Below are 20860 nucleotides of genomic sequence, written 5' to 3'. Positions count from 1 at the left end.
TCAGAGGTCCAGGAACCCCCGGCGGGCCGCGTCCAGCGGCGGGACGTGGCCCGTCAGCAGGTCCTCCCGCAACACCTCGGCGGCCGTGTCCGGCGGGGTGATGCGCCCGAGTTCGTCGAACAGCGGAACCCGGCGGCGCAGCCGCACGCCGGGTCGCTCGGGGTGCTCGAACGTCCACTCCAGCACCGTGTCCGGCCAGTCGCCGACGAGCCGGGCCCGGGCGGCGCTCAACCCCTCGACCAGCGGCAGCAACCCGGCGTCGGTGCGCCAGTGCTCCTCGAGCCGGCCGTACGTCGCCAGCACCTGCCGCAGGTAGGACCCGGCTTCCAGCGGCCGGTCCACCAGCGGCCGGACGTGCTCACCGATGTCGACCTCGGCACCGCGCAGCAACGGCGTCACGTCCCCGCTGCGGTGCACCGTGAGCAGGTCCACGGGCGGAGCGGATACCCCGGGCGCGTCGCGACGGACGGCCACGACGAGACGTTCGCCCGACCCCGTGCCGACGAGGGCCGCCGACGTCGTCGTCCCGCGGCCCATCGTTACGCGCCGCACCGGGTTCCCGTCGGCGTTGTGGACGACGGCCACGAGCTCGCCCGCGGCGGCGGCCAGAGCATCGGCGCGCCAGCCGAAACCCCAGCGGGCCCCCTCCAGCCGGACCCCGTGGCGGTCCCCGCCCGCGCTCCACGGGTCCAGCCACGAGTGCGTCCCGCGGCCGTCCTCGGTCCGCACGGGCGGCCCCTCGGCGACGGGTTCGGCGACGTCGAGGAGTTCGTCGCCGACGTCGGCGCCCCACGGCACGCGGTACCAGGCGGTGTCCCACACCACCTCGTGCAGGTCGGCGCCGAGGGGTTCCAGGTGCCAGGGTTCGGCGTCCAAGGCCACGAAGAACCCCGAGTCCTCGGCCTGCGCCGCGCGCACGGGTGCGGGCACGTTCGTGCGTCGCGGGGTGCCGCGACGGGCCACGTGCAGCAACTGGCTCGGCTGCAGTCCCCACCCGGGACGGCCCTCGGCCGAGCGCACGACGTCCTGCGGGGGTGGCGGGGGAGCGCACCACGCACCGTCGGGCCCGACGGCCGCCAGCCGCAACCCGTGGGTCCACACCGCGAGTTCCACCCCGCCGTGGCCGATGCGCACGAGCGGCGCCTCCCCGTGCGGGTGCGTCCAGAACGCCGGCCCGTCCGGTACCAGCCGCGGTGGCGGCCACGGGGCCGGCACGGGTTCGGGCGGGACCTGCGACCAGCCGACGAGCCGCTCCACGCGGCCCGTGCGCCGGTCCAGCACGGCGGCGACCGGCTGGGTCTCGTCGAGCGCCCACACCCCCGAGTCCAGGCTCAGGAGGCGGGTGGGTCGCAACGGGCGCACCGCACGATCCTGCCCCAGCCGAGGACCGCCAGGAGGGCGGCCGCGAGAGCCAGCGCGGCCAGTCCGCCCGCTGCCGGTGGCCCGACGCGGTCGACGGCCTGTCCCGCCACCGCCGAGCCGGTCGCGACACCGGCGGCCGAGACGGAGGCCGACCAGGCGAAGGCGCTAGTGAGCTGCTGCGGTGCAGCACGTTCGCGCACCAGGACGGTCGTGGCGACGACGACGGGCGGGACCGCGGCCCCCACCAGGGCGAGCACTGCGGCGAGCACGACGACGGGGGTGGTGAGCAGTCCCGGCACGGCCAGCGGGGTCGCGACCAGCGCCAGGACGACCGCGGCCCGGCGCAGTCGCGGGTCCGGGGCCCGCGTGAGGGCCAGCCCGGCGAGCAGCCCAGCGCCGCTGGAGGCGCCCAGGACCGCGGCGGCCGCCTCGAGCCGGGCGGCCGCGACGGCCAGGGGCAGCGCCCCGAAGTGCACGCCGAGGCAGGCCGTCACGGTGAGCGGGAGCCCCAGCCCCCGCGGCAGCCCCAGCCCGGGGGACCGCCGCCGCGCGGGAGGCGGGGCCGAGGACCGCAGCAGGGCCAGCACCGTCGTCCCGGAGGCGACCAGCGCGGCGGCCCCGGCCAGGGCCACCTCCGGCCGGCCCCCGCCGGCCAGCCAGGCCGCGAGGACCGGGCCGAGCAGGAACGCCGTGGAGCCCGCCACCGCCTCCCACGCGAAGGCCCGCGACAACCCGGACGCGGGGGTGAGCCGGTACGACCAGCGAGCGCCCGAGAACGCTCCCAGCTGGGGCAGGGTCGCCCCGACGACCAGACCCGCGGTCAGCAGGACGGGGCCTGGCGCCGACGCGGGCAGGAGGGCGGCGACCGCCACGAGAGCCGTCCCGTGGGCCAGGGCGAGGACGGGCAGGACGCGGGGCTGGCCGAACCGGTCGACGAGCCGGGCCGTCTGCGGGCCGGCGACGGCCTCGGCCAGCGCCAGACCGGCCGCGGCGAGCCCGGCACCGGACCACGAACCCGTCCGGTCGTGGACGAACCACAGCAGCGCCAGGGGGGTCGCGGCGAGTCCGACCCGCCCCCACGCGGCCGCGGCGAAGAACGCCGTGAGCACGGCGGAACCTTCCGGCAGGGGCGGACCGGCCTGGGGGCCGGACGTTTGCGCCGAACCCTACTGCGCGGTCCGGCGGGTGGCGACGTCACGCAGCGCAGCCGGCCCCGCGTGGGTTCCGGCGCGCGCCCGGCGTCCGTGCACCCGGGGGGATCAGTTCGTGGCGCAACGTGCCGATGAACACTCCGATGCGGCCCCACGGAAGGGATCGCCGGGAACCACCGTGGACGGAACCAGTGCTGAACGAGGCGTGGCGCAGCCACCACCCCGGGGGAGGCCCCGACTCCACCGCCGGGGTCGACGCCGCGTTGCTGCACCACGCGGCCGCCGCCGACGAACCCGTCCTCGTCGTGTCCCGTCCGCACGCCGCCCGCGAGATCGCCCGGGTGCGCTGGGCGAACACCGCCGCCTCCGACCTGTTCGGGATCGACGCCGACCACCTCGTCGACGTCGCCGTGACCCGCCTGCTGCGCACCGGCCCGGACGCCGAGCGCCTGTCCCGCGAACGCCGCACCCGCTACGCCGTCGACGTCGTCACCGCCGGCGGGGACCTGCGGCGTTCCGAGGTCGTGGCCTGGCCCGTCCCCGACCGTCCCGGACCCGGCCTGGCCGCCGTCGCGCGCGCCGGGGCGGGGGAGCAGTTCTGGGTGCTGTCGCTGGCGTTGCCGGAGGACGAGCGCGCCCACGCCGCGCTGCGCGCCGCCGAGGAACGGTTCGCCACCCTCGCCCAGAGTTCCCCCGTGCCCACGATCGTCTCGGACGTGGGTGCGCGGCTGTCCCGCGTCAACGACGCGTTCGCCGAGCTGCTCGGCCTGCCCGCCGAGGAGTTGTGCGGGACCGGCTGGCTGACCCACGTCGTCGACGACGAGCGGACCGGGGTCGTTGAGGCCGTCGCCACCGTCCTGGCCGGGGAACGCGTCACGCTCGACACCCGCCTGCGGACGGCCGCCGGCCAGATCCGGTGGGTGACCGTGCGGCTGGCCCCCAGCCGGACCCCCGGGTACGGGGCCGGCTTCATCGGCACGGTCGAGGACGTCACCGACCGCCTCGCGCGCGAGCACCGGCTGGCCTATCAGGCCCAGCACGACCTGCTGACGGGTCTGCCCAACCGCCTCGCACTGCTGGAACGGCTGTCCGACCTGCTGGCCCTGCCGGGCCGTGCGCCCGGCCAGGGCCCCGACGTCGGGGTCCTCATGGTCGACCTCGACGACTTCAAGACCGTCAACGACGGCCTGGGCCCGGAGGCCGGGGACGCCGTCCTCGTCGAGGTCGCCCGCCGCCTGGCCCGCACCGTGCGCGCCGGGGACATGGTGGCCCGGCCCGGCGGCGACGAGTTCGTCCTCGTCTGCGCGGACCTGTCCGACCTCGACGCCGTGCGCGCCACGGCCGAACGCGTCCTGGAGGCCGTGCTCGTCCCGGTGGAGGTCAACGGGCTGCGGCTGCGGCTCGTCGCCAGCATCGGCGTCGTCCTCCTGGAGGGCCTGAGCTGCAGCGCCGAGGAGGTCGTGCGCGACGCCGGCATCGCCGTGCACGAGGCCAAGGCCGCCGGGGGTGGGCGCTGGACCCTGCTCGACGAGGAGGTGCGCACCCGGGCCCGCCGCGCCCTGCGCCTCGTCGCGGACCTGCGCGAGGCCCTGGCCCGCGGTGGCGTCGAGGTGCACTACCAGCCCGTCGTCCGGCCCGGCCGCCCCGCGCGGCTGCGCAGCGTCGAGGCCCTGTGCCGCTGGACGCACCCCGAGCTCGGGCCCGTGCGTCCCGACGTCTTCATCGAACTGGCCGAACGCGCGAACCTCGTCCCGGCCCTGGACGCCCACGTCCTGCAGGTCGCCTGCCACGACCTCGCGGCGTGGCGCGCGGCCCAGGCCGCGGGGGATCTCCCCGTCAGCCCCGACCACGTGGCCGTCAACGTCTCGGCCGTGAGCCTGGCCGCCGACGGTTTCGCCGCCGGCGTCCGGCGCGCCGTGGCCGCGGCCGGCCTGCAGCTGAGCGACCTGTGCCTGGAGGTCACCGAGACGGCCCTGGCCAGCGACCTGCGCGCCTGCCGCCAGGTGCTGGAGGAACTGCGGGCCGACGGGGTGCGGGTCGCCATCGACGACTTCGGCACGGGCTACTCCTCGCTGGCCTACCTCAAGGACCTGCCCGTCGACCACCTCAAGGTCGACCGGTCCTTCGTGCGGGACCTGCGCTCCACGACCGGACCGGCCCGCGCCGTGGCGGCCGCGGTCGTCTCCCTGGCCCGCACCCTGGGCCTGGGGGTCGTCGCCGAGGGCGTCGAGACGTTCGAGCAGGACGCGGTCATCACCGACCTCGGCTGCGAGGCCGTGCAGGGGTACCTGTACTCCCGGCCGCTGACTCGCGAGGGTCTCGTCGAGGTGCTGCGCACTGGTGGGGAGCTGGTCCCCGGGCCCGCCACCGCGTCGCTGAAGGGGGTGCCCGCGTGAGCACGACCCCCACCACCGCGACCGCCACCACGACCTCGCCCGTGCAGACGTCCACCACCCCGCCGGGAGCCGTGGAGGTCCTCGGCCGGATCTCCGCCGCCCTCGACGACCTGCCCGCCCACCGGCCGGTCGCCGCGCGCGTGGTGGCCGAGGCCGACGACACCGCCTCCGACGCCCGCTCGCTCGGGCGCACGCTCGGCTACGACCCGGCCCTGCTGGCCAAGGTGCTCCGGCTGGCCAACTCCGCCTACTTCGGGTTGTCCGGCCGGGTCTCCCAGCCCGCGTTCGCGGTGACCGTCGTCGGGTTCTCCACCGTGCGCAGCCTCGCCGTCTCGGCCATGGCCGGTCTCGACGACGTCCCCGAGTCCCTCGCCGGGTTCTGGGACCGCAGCGTCTTGACCGCCGTCGCCGCCGCCGAGTTCGCCCCGCGGCTCGGGTGCGGTGCGCCGGAGGCGTTCTCGGTCGGCCTGCTGGCCCGGCTGGGGCAGGCGCTGCTCGTGCGCTGCGATCCCGTGGAGTACCCGCGGATGACGGTCGAGTGCGCCGACCGCGAGGAACTCCTGGCAGCCGAGAACCGTCGTTACGGCGCCACCCACACGCGGGTGTCCGCCGAGGCGCTCGCGGCCTGGGCCTTCCCCGAGGACCTCGCCCACGCCCTGTCGCAGGTGGACCGCCCCGGGTGGGCGACGCCACTGGCCACGTGCGTGCGCCTGGGGCTGGAACTGTCCGAGCGCATCACCGACCCGGCACGCACGCCGCAGGTCGCCGAGCAGCTGTCCGCGGGGCACGTGCGCGATGCCGAGCTGGACGCCGTCCGCGCCGGGGTCACCCGCACCGCCGCCGAGCTCGTGCAACTGCTGACGGCCTGAGGCGGCACCGAGCGGCCGGGCGCGCGGTCGGAGGGGATGGTGTTGGATGGCCTGCGTGTGCGAGGCGACCCCGGCGGCGGAGATCACCCTGCCCGACGAGGAGCACTCGGCCCGCCGGGCGCGCGCGTTCCTGTCCGAGGCCTTCTGCGCCGCCCACCACGCCCGCGTCCTCGACGAGGCGCAGCTGCTGGTCTCCGAGCTCGTCACGAACGCCGTCCGCCACGGCGGCCCGCCCGTGCGGGTGCGGGTCTCCTGCGAGGGGGACGGCCCGGCCCTGCACGTGGCCGTGTCGGACGGCAACCCGCACCCGCCCGTGCGCCGCGACGCGGAACCGGAGGCCGAAGGTGGCCGCGGTGTCGCCCTCGTCGACATCATCTCCGACCGGTGGGGCGTCGAGCACGACGAGAACGGCAAGACCGTCTGGTTCGTGATCTCGTGACGGAGGCGACGACGCTGCGGCTGGCGCGACCCGACGACGCCGCCGCGGTGGCCGCCCTGCTGCGGGAGAACTGGCCGTTCCTCGCACCGTACGAACCCGAACGGGACGAGGCCTACTTCACCGCCGAGGGCCAGGAGGAACTCCTGACCACGGCGCTGGCCGAGCACGCGGCCGGCCGCGTCGCCCCGTACGTCATCGAACACGACGGCGAACTCGTCGGCAGGCTGACGCTGTCCGGCATCGTCCGGGGTCCGTTCCAGTCGGCCGACGTGGGGTACTTCGTCGCCGAGGCCGTCAACGGCCGCGGCGTCGCGACCCACGCGGTCGCCGCGCTGGTGGAACTCGCGTTCGCCCCGGAACCGGGGGGTCTGGGCCTGCACCGGCTGCAGGCCGGAACCCTGCTGTCCAACTCCGCCTCGCAAGCAGTGCTGCAGCGCAACGGGTTCGAGCGGATCGGCGTCGCGCGCCGGTACCTGCGGATCGCGGGGCGCTGGCAGGACCACGTGCTCTACCAGCGCACCGCGCCGGGCTGATCCCGGTCACCGGTCATCCCGCCGTCATGTCCCCCGTCGCGGGAACTCCCTCGGCCAGGCCGTAGCGCAGGAACACGGTGCCCCGGGGTCCCGCGTCCGGCGGGGCGAGCAGCGTGAGGTTCGCGGGGACGATCCCGCCGTCGAACACCTTCTTGCCGGTGCCCAGGACGAGCGGGTGCAGCCACAGGTGCAGTTCGTCGAACAGCCTCTCCCGCAGCAGGGTCTGCACGAGGTTCAGGCTGCCGACGACCTTGACGCGATCGTGCCGCTCCCGGACCTCACGGACGGCCGCGGGCAGGTCCGGGCCGAGCTGCACCGATCCCGACCACGACAGGTCCGGCCGGCCGCGGGAGGCGACGTACTTCGGGACGCGGTTGAACAGCGTCGCGATGTCGTCGTCGCGCCCGCCCTCCTGGTGCGGCCAGTAGGCGCTGAAGATCTCGTGGGTGCGCCGTCCCAGCAGCAGCGCGTCGGTGCCCTCGTAGGAGGCCGCGACCTGCCGTCCCGTGTGCTCGTCCACGAGCGGGGCCTGCCAGCCGCTGAACGCGAACCCGACGGGGTCCTCGTCGGGACCCCCGGGGCCCTGACCCACCAGGTCGAGGGTGGCGAAGAGTTCGAGGTGGATCTGGCCCATGCGTCCTCCTGGTGCGTCCGGTCCGTCGTGCGGTGGACTCCCGACTGCCGCCGGACTCATCGGTGCTCAGCGCTTCCGGTCGGCGGTGGTGCGCCGGACGAGGTCGGCCCACCCGTCCGTGAGGCGGTCCAGGGGCGGGGCCTGGCCCCGCCCGGGGTCCAAGCCCGTGTCCAGGCCCGCCTCGACGTGGTGCCGCAGCGGCGCCTCCAGCACCGCCTGCAGCTGGTAGGCCAGGACCTGGGTGTCGCCCCGCGTGCCGGCGGCCTCGAGGAGGACGCGCAGGTGCAGCCGGGTGAAGTCCCCGGGCGCCCCGGGGGTCGTCGGCCGCGCGCGGGCCTCGCGCAGCAGTGCCGCCCGGCTGTCGGCGAAGGTCAGGCGCTCGCGGCCGAAGGCGACGAGCCGCTCGACGGGATCGGCGCCCGGCCCCAGTGGTGGGGGACCGGCCAGGCAGGCGGACTGGAAGGCCCGTTCGTCCTCGTCCAGCAGGGCGACGAAGAGCCCTGCGCGCGAACCGAACCGGCGGAAGACGGTGCCCTTGCCCAGACCCGCCGCCTCGGCCAGCGCGTCCATGCTCAGGCCCTCCGGGCCGACCTCGGTGAGGAGGCGTCGGGCCGTGCAGAGCAGGAGCTCGCGGTTGCGGGAGGCGTCCGCGCGGCCGGGGATCTCTGCGCCCTCGCCCAGCAGGGCCAGCATCCTCGCCACGGGCGCAGCCTAGGGGAGCGCTGGGAGGACGGCCGCCCGGGCGGAGCACCTTCTGCTTGAAGCTGGGACAAGATGCGGACTACAGTCCGTTTCGAGCGCCCGACCGGGTGCCCACCGTCGTCCGAGGAGATCCCCGTGACCCACGTCCTGGTGCTGGTCGGCAGCCTGCGCGCCGCGTCCACCAACCGCCAGATCGCCGAGACCGCCGTCGCCCTGGCCCCCGAGGGTGTCGAGCTGACCATCCAGGAAGGGCTGGGCGACCTGCCCTTCTACAACGAGGACGTCGACGTCGAGGGGTCGGTCCCGCAGACCGCCCTCGACTTCCGCAACGCCCTCACCGCCGCCGACGCGGTGCTCGTCGTCACCCCCGAGCACAACGGCACCGTCCCTGCCGTGCTGAAGAACGCCATCGACTGGGCCTCCCGCCCGTACGGCGCCAGCCCCCTGAACGGCAAGCCGCTCGTCGTGGTCGGTTCCGCGTTCGGCCAGTTCGGCGGCGTCTGGGCCCAGGACGACGCCCGCAAGGCGCTCGGGATCGCCGGCGCGAACGTCCTGTCCGACGTCACCTTCGCCATCCCCGGCTCGGTCGTCCGGTTCGCGCAGACCCACCCCAAGGACGACGCCGAGGTCGTGGAGAAGCTGACGTCGGTCCTCGACGGTCTCGTCGCCGCCACCCGCGCAGCCTGAGGCCCGGCTGCAGGATCCCCGGGACGAGGCGGGCCGGGCGGCTCCAGCCGCCCGGCCCGCCTGCCGATCACCAGGGGGAGGGGGCACGGGTCCCCACCTGTGAGGGGACGGCGGTCGTGGCGAGTCGGTGGCGTGACCTGAGGGTGGCGGCCAAGCTCGCCGTCGGGTTCGGGCTCGTCGGGGCACTCCTCGTCCTCGTCGCCGGGGTGGGGCTGCACCGCCTGGCCCAGGCGCAGGACCACATGCAGTACCTCGCCACGTCCGGGCTCGCCTCGGTGGACGCCGTGGACAAGGTGGACACCGCCTTCGTCGTGGCCCGCTCCGACCTCGCCGACACCGCCCTCGCCCCCGACGCGGCCACCACCGCGGCGGCGGCCCAGCGCCTGCAGGCCGACGACGCCGCGGTGGACACCGCCTGGGCGCGCTACCTCGCCAGCGGACCGGCCGCCCCCGCCGGCCAGCGCGAGGCCGTGACCACCGCGCTGGCCGAGTACCGCACCGCCGTGACGGCTCTGCTGCCGCTGGCCCGGGACGACGAGCTCGCGGCCTTCGTCCAGCAGCGCACGGCGTCCGCCGCGCCCGCCGCCGACCGGGTCCGGGCCGCGGTCGCCGAGCTCGACGAGACCGAGACCGCTGCGGCGCAGGCGATCGCCGCGGAGGGGGAGGCCGCCTACCGGACGGCCGTCGCCGTCGTCGTGGGCACCGTGCTCCTGGCCCTGGTGCTGGCGGCCGCCACCGCCGTCCTCACGTCCCGCTCCATCGCCCGGCCCCTTGGTCGCGCCGTGGAGGTCATGGAGGGCCTCGCGCAGGGCCGCCTCGACCAGCGCGTCCAGTACGAGGCCCGCGACGAGGTGGGCCGTCTCGCGGTCGCCACCGACACGTCGATGGACGCGTTGTCGGCCACCGTGGGCCGCATCGCCGACAACGCCGTCACGCTCGCCGCCTCGAGCGAGGAGCTGACCGCCGTCGCGACGCAGTTGTCCGGCGGGGCCGAGGAGTCCGCCGTCCAGGCGCAGGTCGTCGCGGCCGCCACCGAGGAGATCTCGACGTCCATCGCGACGGTCGCCGCAGCGGGTGAGGAGATGACCTCGGCCATCCGCGAGATCGCCTCGGCCACCGCGCAGGCGTCGGAGACGGCCGCCGGTGCGGTGGCCTCCGCGCACGACGCCTCGGCGACCCTGACCCGCCTGTCCGCTTCCAGCCGCGAGATCGGCGACGTCGTCGAGCTCATCACCGCCATCGCCGAGCAGACGAACCTGCTGGCCCTGAACGCGACCATCGAGGCCGCGCGCGCGGGGGAGATGGGCAAGGGTTTCGCCGTCGTGGCCGGGGAGGTCAAGGAACTGGCGCAGCAGACCGCGCGGGCGACGGAGGAGATCGTCGCCAAGGTCGGGGCGACGCAGACCGACGCCGACGCCGCGGCGCGCGCCGTGGACGACATCGCCGAGGTGATCGTGCGCGTCGACGCCCTGCAGGCCACCATCGCCGCCGCCGTCGAGGAGCAGTCCGCCACGACCGCCGAGATGGTCCGCAACGTCACCGAGGTCTCCGCGGGCGCCCAGGAGATCGCGCTCAACACGACCGGCATCGCCGCTGCGGCGGCCCAGACCACCACGGGCGCCGGGCACACCGCCACCACGGCCGGCGAGGTGGCGCGCTCGGCGGCGGAACTGAACTCCGTCGTGGCGACGTTCCGCCGCTGACGTCAGGTGGACGGTGACGTGACGGGCACCATCGCCGACGCGTTCTTGTCCCAGATGCGGGGGTTGCGGTCGGGGAACCGTTCGGCGAGGTCGCGGCGGACCTGCAGGAACGTCAGGCCGGGGTCGGCGAGCCGGTGCTCCCCGCGGGCCTCGAACGCGTCGTCGTCGAGGCAGTAGGCGACCTGGTCGAGGGAGTTCATCTGCCGGACGGTCACGAGCTGGTCGACGAGCACCGCCCCGGGGTCGTCGGCGTCCGGGTGCAGCGCGGCCGCCGCGGCGAGGAACTCCTTGCCGTACCCGGCGTCGGTGAACGTCCACTCGGCCGGCCGTCCGTCGCCGTGGTCGGTCACGAGGCCGAACCCCTGCCCGTAGCGCAGCAGGTTCGCCGACCACGCGACCGTGCCCGACGGCAGCTCCGCCTCCTGGTACCCGCTGACGCTGTACCGCTGCAGGGGATGGCTGATCGGCAGGACCACGCGCCGATCGTACGCGGCGGCCGCGGCCTACGCCTCGACCACCTCGGCCGTCTCGACCACCGTCCCCGTGGCGACGACGAGTTCGAGCCGTGACCGGGCCGACTCCAGGACGATGCGCTCGGCGACCGTCGCGGGCCGCAGTTCCTCCAGGGTCAGCAGGAGGCCGGCGCACAGGTCGGGGTCCTCGCGGACGAACGCCGCGTGGACGTGGGCCAGGCCCATGACGAAGGCGGCGTGACGCCGGGCCTCGATGGCCAGCAGGTCCTCGAGCGTGAGCGTCACCCCCAGGACGTGCCGGACGCACGTGCGGGCGAAGTGGGCGAACCGGCCGTCGGGCAGGACGACGATCGCCGCGCCCTCGGCGACGGGGTGGGCGCACCCGGGGGCCTGGCACCAGCCGGCCTCGCGCGTGAAACCCACGACACGGGCCCCGGTGACCGCGGAGGTGAACATGCAGGATGGTTCGGGACGTTTCAGGCGTCGCTGGATCCGCCGCCCGGGCGACGTCCTGGAACCCGGCGGGGTCCGGCGTTCCGCAGCCGGACGGCGCTGAACTCGGCGGCGTGCTCGGTCACGACGTCGACGAGGGGCCACAGCGACGGAACGACCCGCAGTTCCACGTCGTGCGCGGCGAGCGCGAGGACGCAGTCGTCGACCCGCTGCACCGACAGCACGTCGACGGGCTCGTCCGACACCCAGTAGCCGGCCTGCGCGTCGAGGAGGTGGAACGTCGCGGGGTCCAGCGCGTGCACGTGCACGGTGGTGGACGACAGACGGCGGACCCATCCGTCCTCGACCGCGACGACGCGACGGGCCGTCGACGCGAGGAGCGGCCCGGTCGCGTCGCTCGCACGCCAGCACACCCGGGGGCACTGTCGCGGCAGCAGGTAGTGGGGGAGGTGCTCCTCGTCCACGGCCCACACCCACGGTCGCCCGGTGTGCTCCGTGCCGGGCGGGGAGGGTCGGGGGACCATGCGCGCCAGTGGCCCGGCGTCGCTCACGTGGAACAGCCGGGGTCCTCGTGCGTCCGCCGCCACCACGGCAGCACTGTGCCAGGGTGGGCCGGTGGCCGCCGTCGTCATCCTCCTGAACGGGTTGCCCGGAGCCGGGAAGACGACGCTGTCTCGTGGCCTGGTCGAGCGGACGGGGTGGCCGTGCCTGGGGAAGGACGCGGTGGAGGACGCTCTCGCCCCGTGCCGCCGGCGCAGTTCCCCCGCGCCCGGCTGGGCGCTGTCGTGATGGACACGGTGCTGGTGGAGTCGTGGTGGTTCCGCCCACGTGACCTGGCCTTCGCCCGCGCGGGGGCGTGGCGACGTGCGGGGCGTCCGGGGTGGTCGAGGTGTGGTGCGACGTGGATCCGGCGCTGTCACGGCAGCGGTACGCGGCGCGCCGGGGATCGCTCGTCCACGAGGACGGGCTGCGGCTGAAGGAGGACTACGACCGCTGGGCGGCGGACGCCGAACCCCTCGCACTGGGGCCGGTGGTGCGGGTCCCGACGGACGGCGCCGTCGACCTCGACGTCGTCCTGTCGGAACTGCGGGCCGCTACGTCCTGCGCGTGAAGGCGACCCCTTGTCCGGCGGTCCCCTCCGGTGCAGGGTGGAGTTCGGGAGGGCGGAGGAACCCATGGGTCGACTGGTCTACGCGGCGAACACCTCGCTCGACGGCTACCTCGAGGACGCGTCCGGCGCGTTCGACTGGTCCGTCCCGGACGAGGAGGTGCACGCGTTCTGGAACGAGCACGAACGGCGCATCGGGACGTCGCTCTACGGCCGGCGCATGTACGAGACGATGCGCGTCTGGGAGGACGACGACTGGCTCGAGGGTGAACCGGACGTCGTGCGGGAGTACGCCGCGATCTGGCGAGACGCCGAGAAGGTCGTGTTCTCCCGGACGCTGGACGCGGTGACCACGTCGCGGACGACGCTGCACCGCGAGTTCGACCCCGACGTCGTCCGGGCCCTCGTGGAGGCGTCCGACACGGACCTCAGCGTGGGTGGAGCCGCGCTCGGGGCCGAGGCGTTCCGGCACGGTCTCGTCGACGAGTGCGTCCTGCTGGTGTGTCCCGTCACGGTCGGCGGCGGAAGACCCGCGATGCCGGCGGGTCTGCGCGTCGACCTCGACCTCCTCGAGGAACGCCGGTTCGCCGGGGGAGCGGTCCTTCTGCGCTACGCGGTGCGCGAGGCCTGACGAGCGGGTCAGACGAAGAACCCGCCCGCCCCGAGCGGGCGTCCCGACGCCATCCGCGGGACGTACTCCTCGACGAACACCCGAGCGGCGAGTTCCCGGCGACTGCGCACGTTCACCTTGTCGAACACGGACTTGAGGTGGTCCTGCACGGTGTACGCCGAGACGTGGAGTTCCTTGCCGATCTCCGCCGTCGAGACGCCGCGCAGCACGAGTCGCACCACCTCCTGCTCGCGGGGCGTCAGACCGAAGGCCGCGACGACCAGGGGCAGCACGTCCCCGGCGCCGGCGTCCTCGATGGTGACGGCCGTCGTCGACGGACCTCCCGCGCCGAACGTCGTCAAGGGCGAGGCGCTCACGACCACCCACCGGCCGGTGCGCGTCGGCACCCGGATGCGGGGGGCCCAGGTCTCCTGGCCGCGACCGAAGCGTCGAGCGGCCTTCACCACCGACTGGACCGACATCGGCAGCGCCGTCGCGCCGAGCGGCCCGCCGCCCAGCGCGGCGATGCGTTCAGCCGTCTCGGCGTTGGCGGACAGGACGTTCCCGGCGTCGTCGACGAGCAGGACCCCGGGACCACCTGCAGCGCAGCCGTCGAGAGCCGCCGCGGTGCTCGCCACGAGGCTCGCGCGGATCCCGCGGGCCAGCGTGGGCGCGACGCTGCTGACGAACTCCATCTCCGCCGCGTTGAACTGGCGCGTGCGTCCGCTGTCGTCCCGGAAGAGGGCGACGAACGCCCACAGGTCCCCCTCGGCCGTGGCGGCGCTGCGAACGGCTGGACCGTTGAACCTGGCCGGCGACGGGGACCACAGCGCACTGTGGTCGTCGGCCGACCGGGCGCGACTCGCGCGGGTGCGCCACCGCCACGACCCGCGGAGAACGTTGGCCTGACCGGTCAGGGCAGTTCGAACGGGGAACCGCCTGCGGCGAGGAGCGCGTCCACCCGGGCGGGGGACAGCACGTGGTCCCGGACGAGGTAGCTGGCGCCGACGATCCCCGACCGTGACCGGAACCCCGTGGGGACGATGCGCAACTGCCGCGTCGCCAGGGGGTGCGACCGCTGGTACACCGTTTCTCGGACCCCGGCCATCAGGTGGTCGCCGCTGACGCTCAGCAATCCCCCGAGGACGATGACCTCCGGGTTCAGCAGGCTGGTGGCGAAGGCGACGGCCTCCCCGAGGATCCGCTTCGCGGCCCGCAGCCGGGTCACGGCCTGCACCTTGCCCAGCGTCACCTGGCGGGCCACGTCCCGGGCGTCGTGCATGTCCGGCCGGGGGGCATCGCGCAGGTCACGGGCCAGCGCCCAGCCACCGACGAGGGATTCCAGGCACCCGAGGTTCCCGCACCGGCACTGCGGGTCGCCGTACCCGCCGACGTGGGCGTGACCGATGTCCCCGGCCCCGCCCTGGGCGCCCCGGTTGACCGCCCCGTCGACGACCATGCCACTGCCCACGCCGGTGCCGATCTTCACGTAGAAACAGGTGGGAGACCTCCGGCCAGAACCGGTGGTGCTCGGCGACGGTCTGGACGTTCACGTCGTTGTCGACGACGGGGAAACGCCCACCCCGCGGGGCAGACGATCCCCTGGGGGATCCGCGAGCACTTCATGGCGGCGGCGCTCAACGGCATCGCGCACTCGGGGTTGTCCCGCCCCTGCGGCGGCACGTTCCTCGTCTTCCCCGATTACATGCGCCCGGCTGTCCGGCTCGCGGCCCTCATGGGGCTGCCCACGCTCTACGTCTGGACCCACGACTCCATCGGTCTGGGAGAGGACGGTCCGACGTACCAACCCGTCGGGTACCTGGCCTCCCTGCGGGCGATGCCGCGGCTGGACGTCCTGCGTCCCGGGGACGCGAACGAGGCGACGGCGGTGCTGTGGAAGGTCTTGGGCCACCGGGGTCGCCCCGCCGCGTTCTCGCTCAGCCGCCAGTCCCTGCCGGTGCTGCCGGAGGACGAGGACGGCTTCACCTCCGCGGACGGCGCGGTGCGTGGCGGGTACGTCCGGTGGGAGGGCGGTCCCGACGGTGATCCGGCGGTCGTCCTCATCGCCACCGGGTCCGAACTCCAGCTGGCGGTGGAGGCCGGGCGCACGCTCGCGGCTGAGGGTGTCCGGGTGCGCGTCGTCTCGATGCCGTGCCGGGAGTGGTTCGCCGAGCAGGACACGGCGTACCGGGAGTCCGTCCTGCCGGCGCGGGTCCGGGCCCGCGTGTCCGTCGAGGCGGCCAGCGCCCAGAGCTGGCACGACCTCGTCGGTCTCGACGGCCGGACGGTGAGCATCGAGGACTTCGGCGCCTCCGCACCTCCCGCCACGCTCTTCGAGCACTTCGGGGTCACGGTCGCCGGAGTCGTGGCCACGGCCCGGGACGCGCTCTCGCAGAACGGGTGACGTCGCGGGTACGGTGGTCCGGCGGTGGGCGGTGGTGACGTCGAGACAGGAGTTCGCGTGCTGAGGTGGCGTGGTCGTGCGGGCCTGCCCGTGGTCGCAGGCGCGGTCGTCGGCCTGCCCCTCCTCGCGGCCGCCGCCCCGGCGGCGGCGGCCACCCCCGCACCTCTGCGACTGGTGGCCCTGGGGGACTCGGTGACGGGGGCCCACGCCTGCGGCTGCACCGGATTCCCCACCCGGTTCGGTCGCGACCTGACCGCGGCCACCGGGATCCCCGTCAGCGTGGAGACGCACGGGAGCGACGGCGCGACGGCGGCCGACGCCCTGGCGGCCTCGCGGGAAGCTGCGGTGCGGACCGCGTTGCAGTCGGCTGACGACGTCGTCATCACCATCGGCGCCAACGACGTCGAACCTCTCGTGGCGGCCGTCCCGAACCCGGCGCACACGGCCGCCACCGCGGCCTGGCAGGCGCGGGTGCAGGCCGGCGTGCAGGACGTCTCCTCCTCCGTCGACGCCCTGCTGACCGACCTGGACGCCTCCCCGCGCCACCCGCGGGTGTTCGTCACCGGGTACTGGGCCGTCGGCCTGGACGGGGCGGTGGCCCGTGCGCTGTACACGCCGAGGCAGGCCGCCGCCCAGGTGCAGCTGACCGCGGAGGTGAACGCCGCGCTGGCCGCCGACGCCGCCCGGCACGCCGCCACCTACGTCGACCTCGGCCCGGTGTTCCACGGCGACGACGGGACCGTGGACCCGACCCCGTTGCTGGCCGCGGACGGGGACCACCCCAGCGCCCTCGGCCACGCCGCGATCGCCCGGGCATTGCTGACGCGGTGGGTCCCGCCGCTGCAGCACCGGCGGCAGGGGCGCACGCCACCGCAGGTCCAGGCCGGTCCCGCCTAGCGTTCCGGGGTCAGGCGGACGAGCGGGCGCGTGGCCGCCGCGGTCGCGAGGAGCAGCAGGACGCTGCCGGCGACGAGCGTCCACCGCAGACCGGCCGCCGCGCCGAGGATCCCGCCGAGGACGGCGCCGACGGGCTGGACGCCGTGCACGAGCAGCCGCCACGTCGCCAGGGCCTGCGGCAGGTGCTCGGCCGGGACGAGGGTCTGCCGCAGCGTCTGCTGGTTCATCCCGAAGAAGGCGGGCCCGATTCCCCGCAGGACCTGCCCCGCCACGAGCAGCGCGACCACGACCGCGGAGGGTCCCGTGGCCGCGGCCAGGGCCAGACCGGCCAGACCCGTCAGCAGCATCCCGAGGAGGAACGTCCGCCCGCTGCCGCAGCGGGCGGTGACGGCGGGGCCGACCAGGGCGCCGACGATGCCGGCGGCGCCGGCGAGGGCGACGACGAGGCCGACCCCACGTCCGGCAGGTGCAGCCCCCGCACGAGGAACAGGACGAGGACCACGTTCTGGACGGCGCCCGCCAGGGCACCCACCGTCGCGGCGAGCGTCGTCCACCGCAGGGCGGGTGCGTGCCAGAGCACTGTGACACCTCGTGCAGCCAGCCGCGGCAGCGGTTCGCGCTCCACCGGACCGGCGGAGGGGACCCGGCCGTCGGCGGTGAGCCGTCGGCGCCACAGGGCGGACACGACGAACGAGAACGCGTCGACCACCAGGACCAGCGGTGCCGTCAGGAGGCCCACGAGGACGCCCGCGAGGGCGTTGCCGCTGGTGCCGACGGTCGAGGAGCTGAGGGCACGCAGCCCGTTCGCCGTCAGCAGGTCCGCCCGCGGCACGACCGCGGGCGTGAGGGACTCGGCCGCCACGGCGTCGAAGAGGCTGCAGGTGCCGGCCAGCACCACGACCACGCCCAGCTGCCACAGCCGCAGGACGTCGAGGACGGCCAGGACGGGGATCGAGGCGACCAGGAGGGCCTGGACGAGGTCGGTCGCGACGAGGACACGCCGCAACGGCCTGCGGGACAGCCAGACCCCGGCGGGGAGGGCGAACAGGAGGTTGGGCAGCAGCGCACCGGCCGACAGGAGCCCCATCTGCCACGGCGTCGCGTGCAGGACGGTGACCGCCGTCAGCGGCAGGGCGACCGCGGTGGTGCTCGACCCCAGCAGCGAGACGGTGCTGCTGCCGAGGAGGCGCCGGAAGTCCGGGCTGTCCTGCAGGAGGCGGCGGGCCCTCACCGGCGGCTGACCAGCAGGTACCGCTCGTCGTCGACCGGACCTCCCCAGTAGGCCGGCGCGGTCAAGCGCGTCACCTCGGCCTCCCCGCGGTGGCGCAGGACGAGGTCGGTCAGGTGCGCCGCCGTCAGGCCGGCTCCCGTCGACCAGTGGCCCTCCACGAGCAGGAGCCGGCCGCCCGGACGCAGGAGGTGCGTCCAGGTGCCGAGCACGTCGGCCGGTTCCTCGAAGGCCCACAGGACGTGGCGGGCCAGCACCACGTCGACCGATCCGGGCTCGAACGCAGGGTCGGCGGCGTCGCCCACCCGGAAGTGGGCCGGGACCCCTGCGGCGGCGGCCTTGGCGCGGGCTGAATCGACCATGCGCGGCGAGAGGTCGACGCCGTGGACGTCGTGACCCGCTTCCGCCACGAGCACGGACAGGGTGCCCGTGCCGCACCCGAGGTCGGCGACGACGGCTGCCGGCGGCAGCAGCGGGAGCAGCAGGTCGGACCAGGCCCGCCGGACCGCCGGGTCGCGCAACCCGTGGTCGGCGGCCTCGTCGAAGGTGGCGGCCTGCTCGTCCCAGCAACGTCGCGCGTCCTCGCTCATGCGGCCAGCCTGACGCAGCGGACGGGCTACCGTTCCCCGGGTGCCCACGGCGACGGAACTCGCGCGCGTCCACGACCTCGTGCGCGCCGAACCGGCGCTGGCGCCCTTCTCCGGTTCCGGCCCCCGGTCGATGCCGTGGGGCAGCGGGAGCGTGCACCTCACCGGGACCTGGTCGGGTGCAGACGTCGACGTCCTGGTGAAGGTCGGTGCCTCCCCGGCCCAGGTGGCGTGGACCCGGGAACTCGCGCGCGTGGAACCCTCCCTCGTCCCGCGGGTTTTCGCGGGCGGGACCCGCCTCGCGGGAGCCGACCTGGAGTGGTTGGCCCTGGAACAATTGCCCCACGGCCTGGACGGAGGCTGGGGTGGTGCGGAGTTCGCGGTGTTGCTGGACGCCGGCGTGCGTTTCCAGCGAGCGGCTCGCCACGTCCGACTGCCTGCCGCGGAACTCACCCGGGACCAGGTGCGCGACTGGATCCGCCTCGCCCGGGACCGCGGCGCGCCCGGTCCCGTGGACACCCTGCTCTCCCGGCTCGACGTCGACTGGGAACTCCTGGTCGAGATCTGCCCGCCCGAGGTCTGCCACGGCGACCTGCACCTCGCGAACGCCCTGGTGCGCACGCCCGCCCCTATCCGTTCGCCGGCGGTCCTGGTGGACTGCGAACCTTGCCGGATGCCGTGGGTCGTGGAGGCCACGTACGCGCAGGTGCTGAACTCCGACCCGGCGCGTTCCGGGTGGCAGGACCTGGCGGGACTCATGGCCGGTCGCCGCCGCGCCCACGGCCTGCCCGTCGGTCACGACGGGGACGTCCAGCGCGCGTCGACGACCGCGCTGGCGTGGAACGCGCTGCGGTTGTGGGGGGTCCTCGGACCCGTTCCGGACCCGGGGTGGCGCGCGGCGGCGGTGTGGGAGGAGTGGACGAGGAACTACGTCACGGCGGGCGCGGCGGTCTGACCGTCCTTCGGCGACGGGCTACCGTGCCTGGGTGACCGGACCCGCTGTGCTGCGCCCGTACGACCCCGAGTGGCCGCGGCGGGCGGCCCGGCTCCTCGCCGACGTCCGGCGGGTCCTCGCGCCGTTGGGCGTGGCGGACTCGTTCGAGCACATCGGGTCGACGTCGGTGCCCGGGTTGTCCGCGAAGGCGTACGTCGACCTGCAGGTGACGGTGACGGAACTCCCGGCGTCCACCGTCCTGGACGAGGCCCTGGCCTCGGTGGGTTTCGTGCCCGCGGTGGGAGCCCGTCCGGATTCCCCCGGTGTGCACCACGACCTCCCGCGCGGTTCCGAGGTCGTCCCGGACGAGGTGTGGCGCAAACGCCTGTTCACCCGGGACGTCGACGGGCCCGAGGCCTCGATCCTGCACGTGCGGCTCACCGCGTCGCCCTGGGCGCGGTACACGGTCTGGTTCCGCGACTGGTTGCGCGCCCACCCCGAGGCGCGCGACCGGTACGCCGAGTTCAAGGCCGCGGCCGCGGCCGAGCACGCCGGGGATCCGGACTTCGACGACTACACGCGCGCGAAGACGGAGTTCTTCGACGCGGTGCAGGAGGAGTTCGAGACGTGGGGGCGTCGGAGGCCCCGAGCCTGACGCAGCTGGTTCGAAGACGATGGGCTGCGAGGTCTCCGGGCGCTCGGGCGAGGTGACACGCGGCAGGGCCCGACCCGCCCGTGGGGGCGAGCCGGGCTCCGCGTGCGTGCTGAGGTGGTGACGGACTCAGGCTGCGGTGGACGAGCTCGGGCTGGCGCCGGGGGTGCCGGAGCTGCCCCCGGAGCCCGACGACGAGGACGAACCGGGACCCTCGCCGTCGTGGTCGCCGCCGGGACCGCCGCGGCCGCCACGTCCCGGGAAGGTGGACTCCACCGCGTTCTCGACCTGGGCGGGCAGGTCGGCGGTGCGGGCGTCGGCCTGGGCCTGGGTGAGGTTCCCGTCGCTGACCTGCTGGGCCAGGCGGGTCTTGGCCGCCGCGACGAGGGCGTCGACGAGCTTCTGCTCGTCCACTCCCTCGGAGGAGGCGACGCTGGCCAGCGTGGCCCCATCTGCCTGCAGCGCGGTCCGCAGGTCGTCCAGGCTCAATCCCAGCGTGGTGGCCGCGGTGTCCAGGTCGACGAGGCGGCCGCCGTGACCGCCCGGGCCCCCGCGCAGCGCGTCGCTGGTGCTGAGCGTGTCGGCCACCTTGTCGGCCTGGTCCTGGGTGATGGTCCCGTCGCTCACCAGGCCGGCCAGCGCGTCCTTGACCCGCTGCAGACGGTTGGCCAACGCTCCGGTCGCGCCGCTGGAGTCGGTGGTGCTGGTGGCCGCGGTGGCGGGGGAGGCGAGGACCGCCACGCCCAGGCCCGAGACGGCGACGATCCCGGCGACACCGGCACCGACGATCCGCTTGGTCATCTTCATGGTCGATCCTCGTCTCGTCGTCGGGGACCGTTCCCCGTGCCACCAGTTGCGGCTGCGGACCTGAGGAGAACCTGTGCCGGGGCTGGTTCGTGGCGTAGAAGGACCGGTCGCGGCGGGCGGTCGCCGGAGAACTCCGCCCCGAGACCGCCGGAGCGGCACTGGCAGTCACCACGCGCTGACCACCACCGGTGCCGGGACGCGACGGGGTCCGCATCGACAGTGGCGGAACGC

25 protein-coding genes and 1 pseudogene are annotated in these 20860 nt (G+C 75.1%); 13 read left to right on the top strand and 13 right to left on the bottom strand.

The annotated features are described in order from the left end of the window. Together ACFEMC_RS11600 and ACFEMC_RS11595 are read right to left on the bottom strand one after the other, a co-directional pair. Window positions 1-1362, bottom strand: a complete 1362-nt coding sequence (locus tag ACFEMC_RS11600) for a hypothetical protein (RefSeq protein ID WP_380176489.1) — start codon at window positions 1360-1362, stop codon at window positions 1-3. Further along, window positions 1332-2471, bottom strand: coding sequence for an MFS transporter (locus ACFEMC_RS11595; protein ID WP_380176487.1), 1140 nt, complete (start codon window positions 2469-2471; stop codon window positions 1332-1334). The genes ACFEMC_RS11600 and ACFEMC_RS11595 overlap by 31 nt, the downstream gene beginning before the upstream one ends. A gap of 233 nt (window positions 2472-2704) precedes the next feature. Here ACFEMC_RS11595 and ACFEMC_RS11590 point away from each other — a divergent pair, with 233 nt between their 5' ends. From ACFEMC_RS11590 to ACFEMC_RS11575, 4 genes are read left to right on the top strand one after another with little or no spacing between them, the layout of a single operon-like run. Beyond that, a complete protein-coding gene (locus ACFEMC_RS11590; RefSeq protein WP_380176485.1) occupies window positions 2705-4909 on the top strand; it encodes a putative bifunctional diguanylate cyclase/phosphodiesterase in 2205 nt (734 codons plus the stop codon). Further along, window positions 4906-5778 carry an HDOD domain-containing protein gene (locus ACFEMC_RS11585; protein WP_380176483.1) on the top strand — a complete coding sequence of 291 codons (873 nt, stop codon included), beginning with the start codon at window positions 4906-4908 and terminating at the stop codon, window positions 5776-5778. Before ACFEMC_RS11590 ends, ACFEMC_RS11585 begins: the two co-directional genes overlap by 4 nt. Before the next feature lie 46 nt (window positions 5779-5824). Next, window positions 5825-6217, top strand: coding sequence for an ATP-binding protein (locus tag ACFEMC_RS11580; protein ID WP_380176481.1), 393 nt, complete (start codon window positions 5825-5827; stop codon window positions 6215-6217). Continuing rightward, window positions 6214-6750 carry a GNAT family N-acetyltransferase gene (locus ACFEMC_RS11575; RefSeq protein ID WP_380176479.1) on the top strand — a complete coding sequence of 179 codons (537 nt, stop codon included), beginning with the start codon at window positions 6214-6216 and terminating at the stop codon, window positions 6748-6750. Before ACFEMC_RS11580 ends, ACFEMC_RS11575 begins: the two co-directional genes overlap by 4 nt. A gap of 13 nt (window positions 6751-6763) precedes the next feature. Here the strand turns inward: ACFEMC_RS11575 and ACFEMC_RS11570 are convergent, their stop codons facing one another. Together ACFEMC_RS11570 and ACFEMC_RS11565 are read right to left on the bottom strand one after the other, a co-directional pair. Further along, a complete protein-coding gene (locus ACFEMC_RS11570) occupies window positions 6764-7384 on the bottom strand; it encodes a dihydrofolate reductase family protein (RefSeq protein WP_380176477.1) in 621 nt (206 codons plus the stop codon). Window positions 7385-7450: 66 nt separating this feature from the next. Then, entirely contained in the window at window positions 7451-8077 is a 627-nt protein-coding gene (locus ACFEMC_RS11565; protein WP_380176737.1) for a TetR/AcrR family transcriptional regulator, read from the bottom strand. Between the two features lie 144 nt (window positions 8078-8221). On the opposite strand from ACFEMC_RS11565, the gene ACFEMC_RS11560 reads away from it, so the two are divergent. Both ACFEMC_RS11560 and ACFEMC_RS11555 read left to right on the top strand, forming a co-directional pair. Beyond that, complete coding sequence (locus tag ACFEMC_RS11560) at window positions 8222-8773, top strand: NAD(P)H-dependent oxidoreductase (protein WP_380176475.1); 552 nt, start codon at window positions 8222-8224, stop codon at window positions 8771-8773. 116 nt (window positions 8774-8889) lie between these two features. Continuing rightward, entirely contained in the window at window positions 8890-10476 is a 1587-nt protein-coding gene (locus ACFEMC_RS11555; RefSeq protein WP_380176473.1) for a methyl-accepting chemotaxis protein, read from the top strand. Between the two features lie 2 nt (window positions 10477-10478). On the opposite strand, the gene ACFEMC_RS11550 is transcribed toward ACFEMC_RS11555, so the two are convergent. From ACFEMC_RS11550 to ACFEMC_RS11540, 3 genes are read right to left on the bottom strand one after another with little or no spacing between them, the layout of a single operon-like run. Next, window positions 10479-10952, bottom strand: a complete 474-nt coding sequence (locus ACFEMC_RS11550) for a hypothetical protein (protein WP_380176471.1) — start codon at window positions 10950-10952, stop codon at window positions 10479-10481. A 27-nt stretch (window positions 10953-10979) separates the two neighbouring features. Next, complete coding sequence (locus tag ACFEMC_RS11545) at window positions 10980-11405, bottom strand: hypothetical protein (protein ID WP_380176469.1); 426 nt, start codon at window positions 11403-11405, stop codon at window positions 10980-10982. Between the two features lie 20 nt (window positions 11406-11425). Continuing rightward, complete coding sequence (locus ACFEMC_RS11540) at window positions 11426-12034, bottom strand: DUF6886 family protein (protein ID WP_380176467.1); 609 nt, start codon at window positions 12032-12034, stop codon at window positions 11426-11428. Between ACFEMC_RS11540 and ACFEMC_RS11535 the strand changes: the two genes are divergently transcribed. The 3 genes from ACFEMC_RS11535 to ACFEMC_RS11525 all read left to right on the top strand — a co-directional run bounded on the left by ACFEMC_RS11535 (window position 12018) and on the right by ACFEMC_RS11525 (window position 13141). Further along, complete coding sequence (locus ACFEMC_RS11535) at window positions 12018-12191, top strand: AAA family ATPase (RefSeq protein ID WP_380176465.1); 174 nt, start codon at window positions 12018-12020, stop codon at window positions 12189-12191. The two genes, ACFEMC_RS11540 and ACFEMC_RS11535, sit on opposite strands and share 17 nt — an antisense overlap. A gap of 112 nt (window positions 12192-12303) precedes the next feature. Then, the gene (locus tag ACFEMC_RS11530) at window positions 12304-12513 is read left to right on the top strand and encodes a hypothetical protein (RefSeq protein ID WP_380176463.1); all 210 of its coding nucleotides are present in this window, start codon (window positions 12304-12306) and stop codon (window positions 12511-12513) included. A 64-nt stretch (window positions 12514-12577) separates the two neighbouring features. Continuing rightward, on the top strand, window positions 12578-13141 hold the full coding sequence (locus ACFEMC_RS11525) for a dihydrofolate reductase family protein (protein WP_380176461.1): 564 nt from the start codon (window positions 12578-12580) through the stop codon (window positions 13139-13141). Window positions 13142-13149: 8 nt separating this feature from the next. Here ACFEMC_RS11525 and ACFEMC_RS11520 read toward each other — a convergent pair whose 3' ends face one another. Together ACFEMC_RS11520 and ACFEMC_RS11515 are read right to left on the bottom strand one after the other, a co-directional pair. Continuing rightward, window positions 13150-13815, bottom strand: a complete 666-nt coding sequence (locus ACFEMC_RS11520; RefSeq protein WP_380176459.1) for a helix-turn-helix transcriptional regulator — start codon at window positions 13813-13815, stop codon at window positions 13150-13152. Window positions 13816-14033: 218 nt separating this feature from the next. Beyond that, window positions 14034-14612 (bottom strand): annotated as a pseudogene (locus tag ACFEMC_RS11515) (ROK family protein); the annotation flags it as partial. On the opposite strand from ACFEMC_RS11515, the gene ACFEMC_RS11510 reads away from it, so the two are divergent. Both ACFEMC_RS11510 and ACFEMC_RS11505 read left to right on the top strand, forming a co-directional pair. After that, a complete protein-coding gene (locus ACFEMC_RS11510) occupies window positions 14514-15524 on the top strand; it encodes a transketolase C-terminal domain-containing protein (protein WP_380176457.1) in 1011 nt (336 codons plus the stop codon). The pseudogene ACFEMC_RS11515 and the gene ACFEMC_RS11510 overlap by 99 nt on opposite strands. Window positions 15525-15581: 57 nt before the next feature. Then, a complete protein-coding gene (locus ACFEMC_RS11505; protein WP_380176455.1) occupies window positions 15582-16421 on the top strand; it encodes an SGNH/GDSL hydrolase family protein in 840 nt (279 codons plus the stop codon). Here the strand turns inward: ACFEMC_RS11505 and ACFEMC_RS11500 are convergent. Genes ACFEMC_RS11500 through ACFEMC_RS11490 form a run of 3 tightly spaced genes read right to left on the bottom strand, consistent with a single transcriptional unit; the run spans window position 16418 to window position 18239 of the window. Next, window positions 16418-16825 (bottom strand): MFS transporter, encoded by a 408-nt coding sequence (locus tag ACFEMC_RS11500; protein WP_380176735.1) that lies wholly within the window; start codon window positions 16823-16825, stop codon window positions 16418-16420. The two genes, ACFEMC_RS11505 and ACFEMC_RS11500, sit on opposite strands and share 4 nt — an antisense overlap. Further along, window positions 16759-17652 carry an MFS transporter gene (locus ACFEMC_RS11495; protein WP_380176453.1) on the bottom strand — a complete coding sequence of 298 codons (894 nt, stop codon included), beginning with the start codon at window positions 17650-17652 and terminating at the stop codon, window positions 16759-16761. Before ACFEMC_RS11495 ends, ACFEMC_RS11500 begins: the two co-directional genes overlap by 67 nt. Beyond that, on the bottom strand, window positions 17649-18239 hold the full coding sequence (locus tag ACFEMC_RS11490) for a class I SAM-dependent methyltransferase (protein ID WP_380176451.1): 591 nt from the start codon (window positions 18237-18239) through the stop codon (window positions 17649-17651). The genes ACFEMC_RS11495 and ACFEMC_RS11490 overlap by 4 nt, the downstream gene beginning before the upstream one ends. A 40-nt stretch (window positions 18240-18279) precedes the next feature. On the opposite strand from ACFEMC_RS11490, the gene ACFEMC_RS11485 reads away from it, so the two are divergent. Continuing rightward, complete coding sequence (locus tag ACFEMC_RS11485; RefSeq protein WP_380176449.1) at window positions 18280-19191, top strand: phosphotransferase; 912 nt, start codon at window positions 18280-18282, stop codon at window positions 19189-19191. Window positions 19192-19222: 31 nt separating this feature from the next. Beyond that, window positions 19223-19825 carry a GrpB family protein gene (locus tag ACFEMC_RS11480; RefSeq protein WP_380176447.1) on the top strand — a complete coding sequence of 201 codons (603 nt, stop codon included), beginning with the start codon at window positions 19223-19225 and terminating at the stop codon, window positions 19823-19825. A gap of 126 nt (window positions 19826-19951) precedes the next feature. Here the strand turns inward: ACFEMC_RS11480 and ACFEMC_RS11475 are convergent, their stop codons facing one another. Beyond that, on the bottom strand, window positions 19952-20629 hold the full coding sequence (locus ACFEMC_RS11475) for a hypothetical protein (protein ID WP_380176445.1): 678 nt from the start codon (window positions 20627-20629) through the stop codon (window positions 19952-19954). Window positions 20630-20860: the final 231 nt, after the last annotated feature.

Origin of the sequence: Kineococcus sp. DHX-1 (assembly GCF_042473625.1) — a bacterium.
Lineage (GTDB): Bacteria > Actinomycetota > Actinomycetes > Actinomycetales > Kineococcaceae > Kineococcus.
The sequence above is the reverse complement of the archived record's forward strand: the minus strand, read 5'-3'. Positions and strand labels throughout refer to the sequence as shown.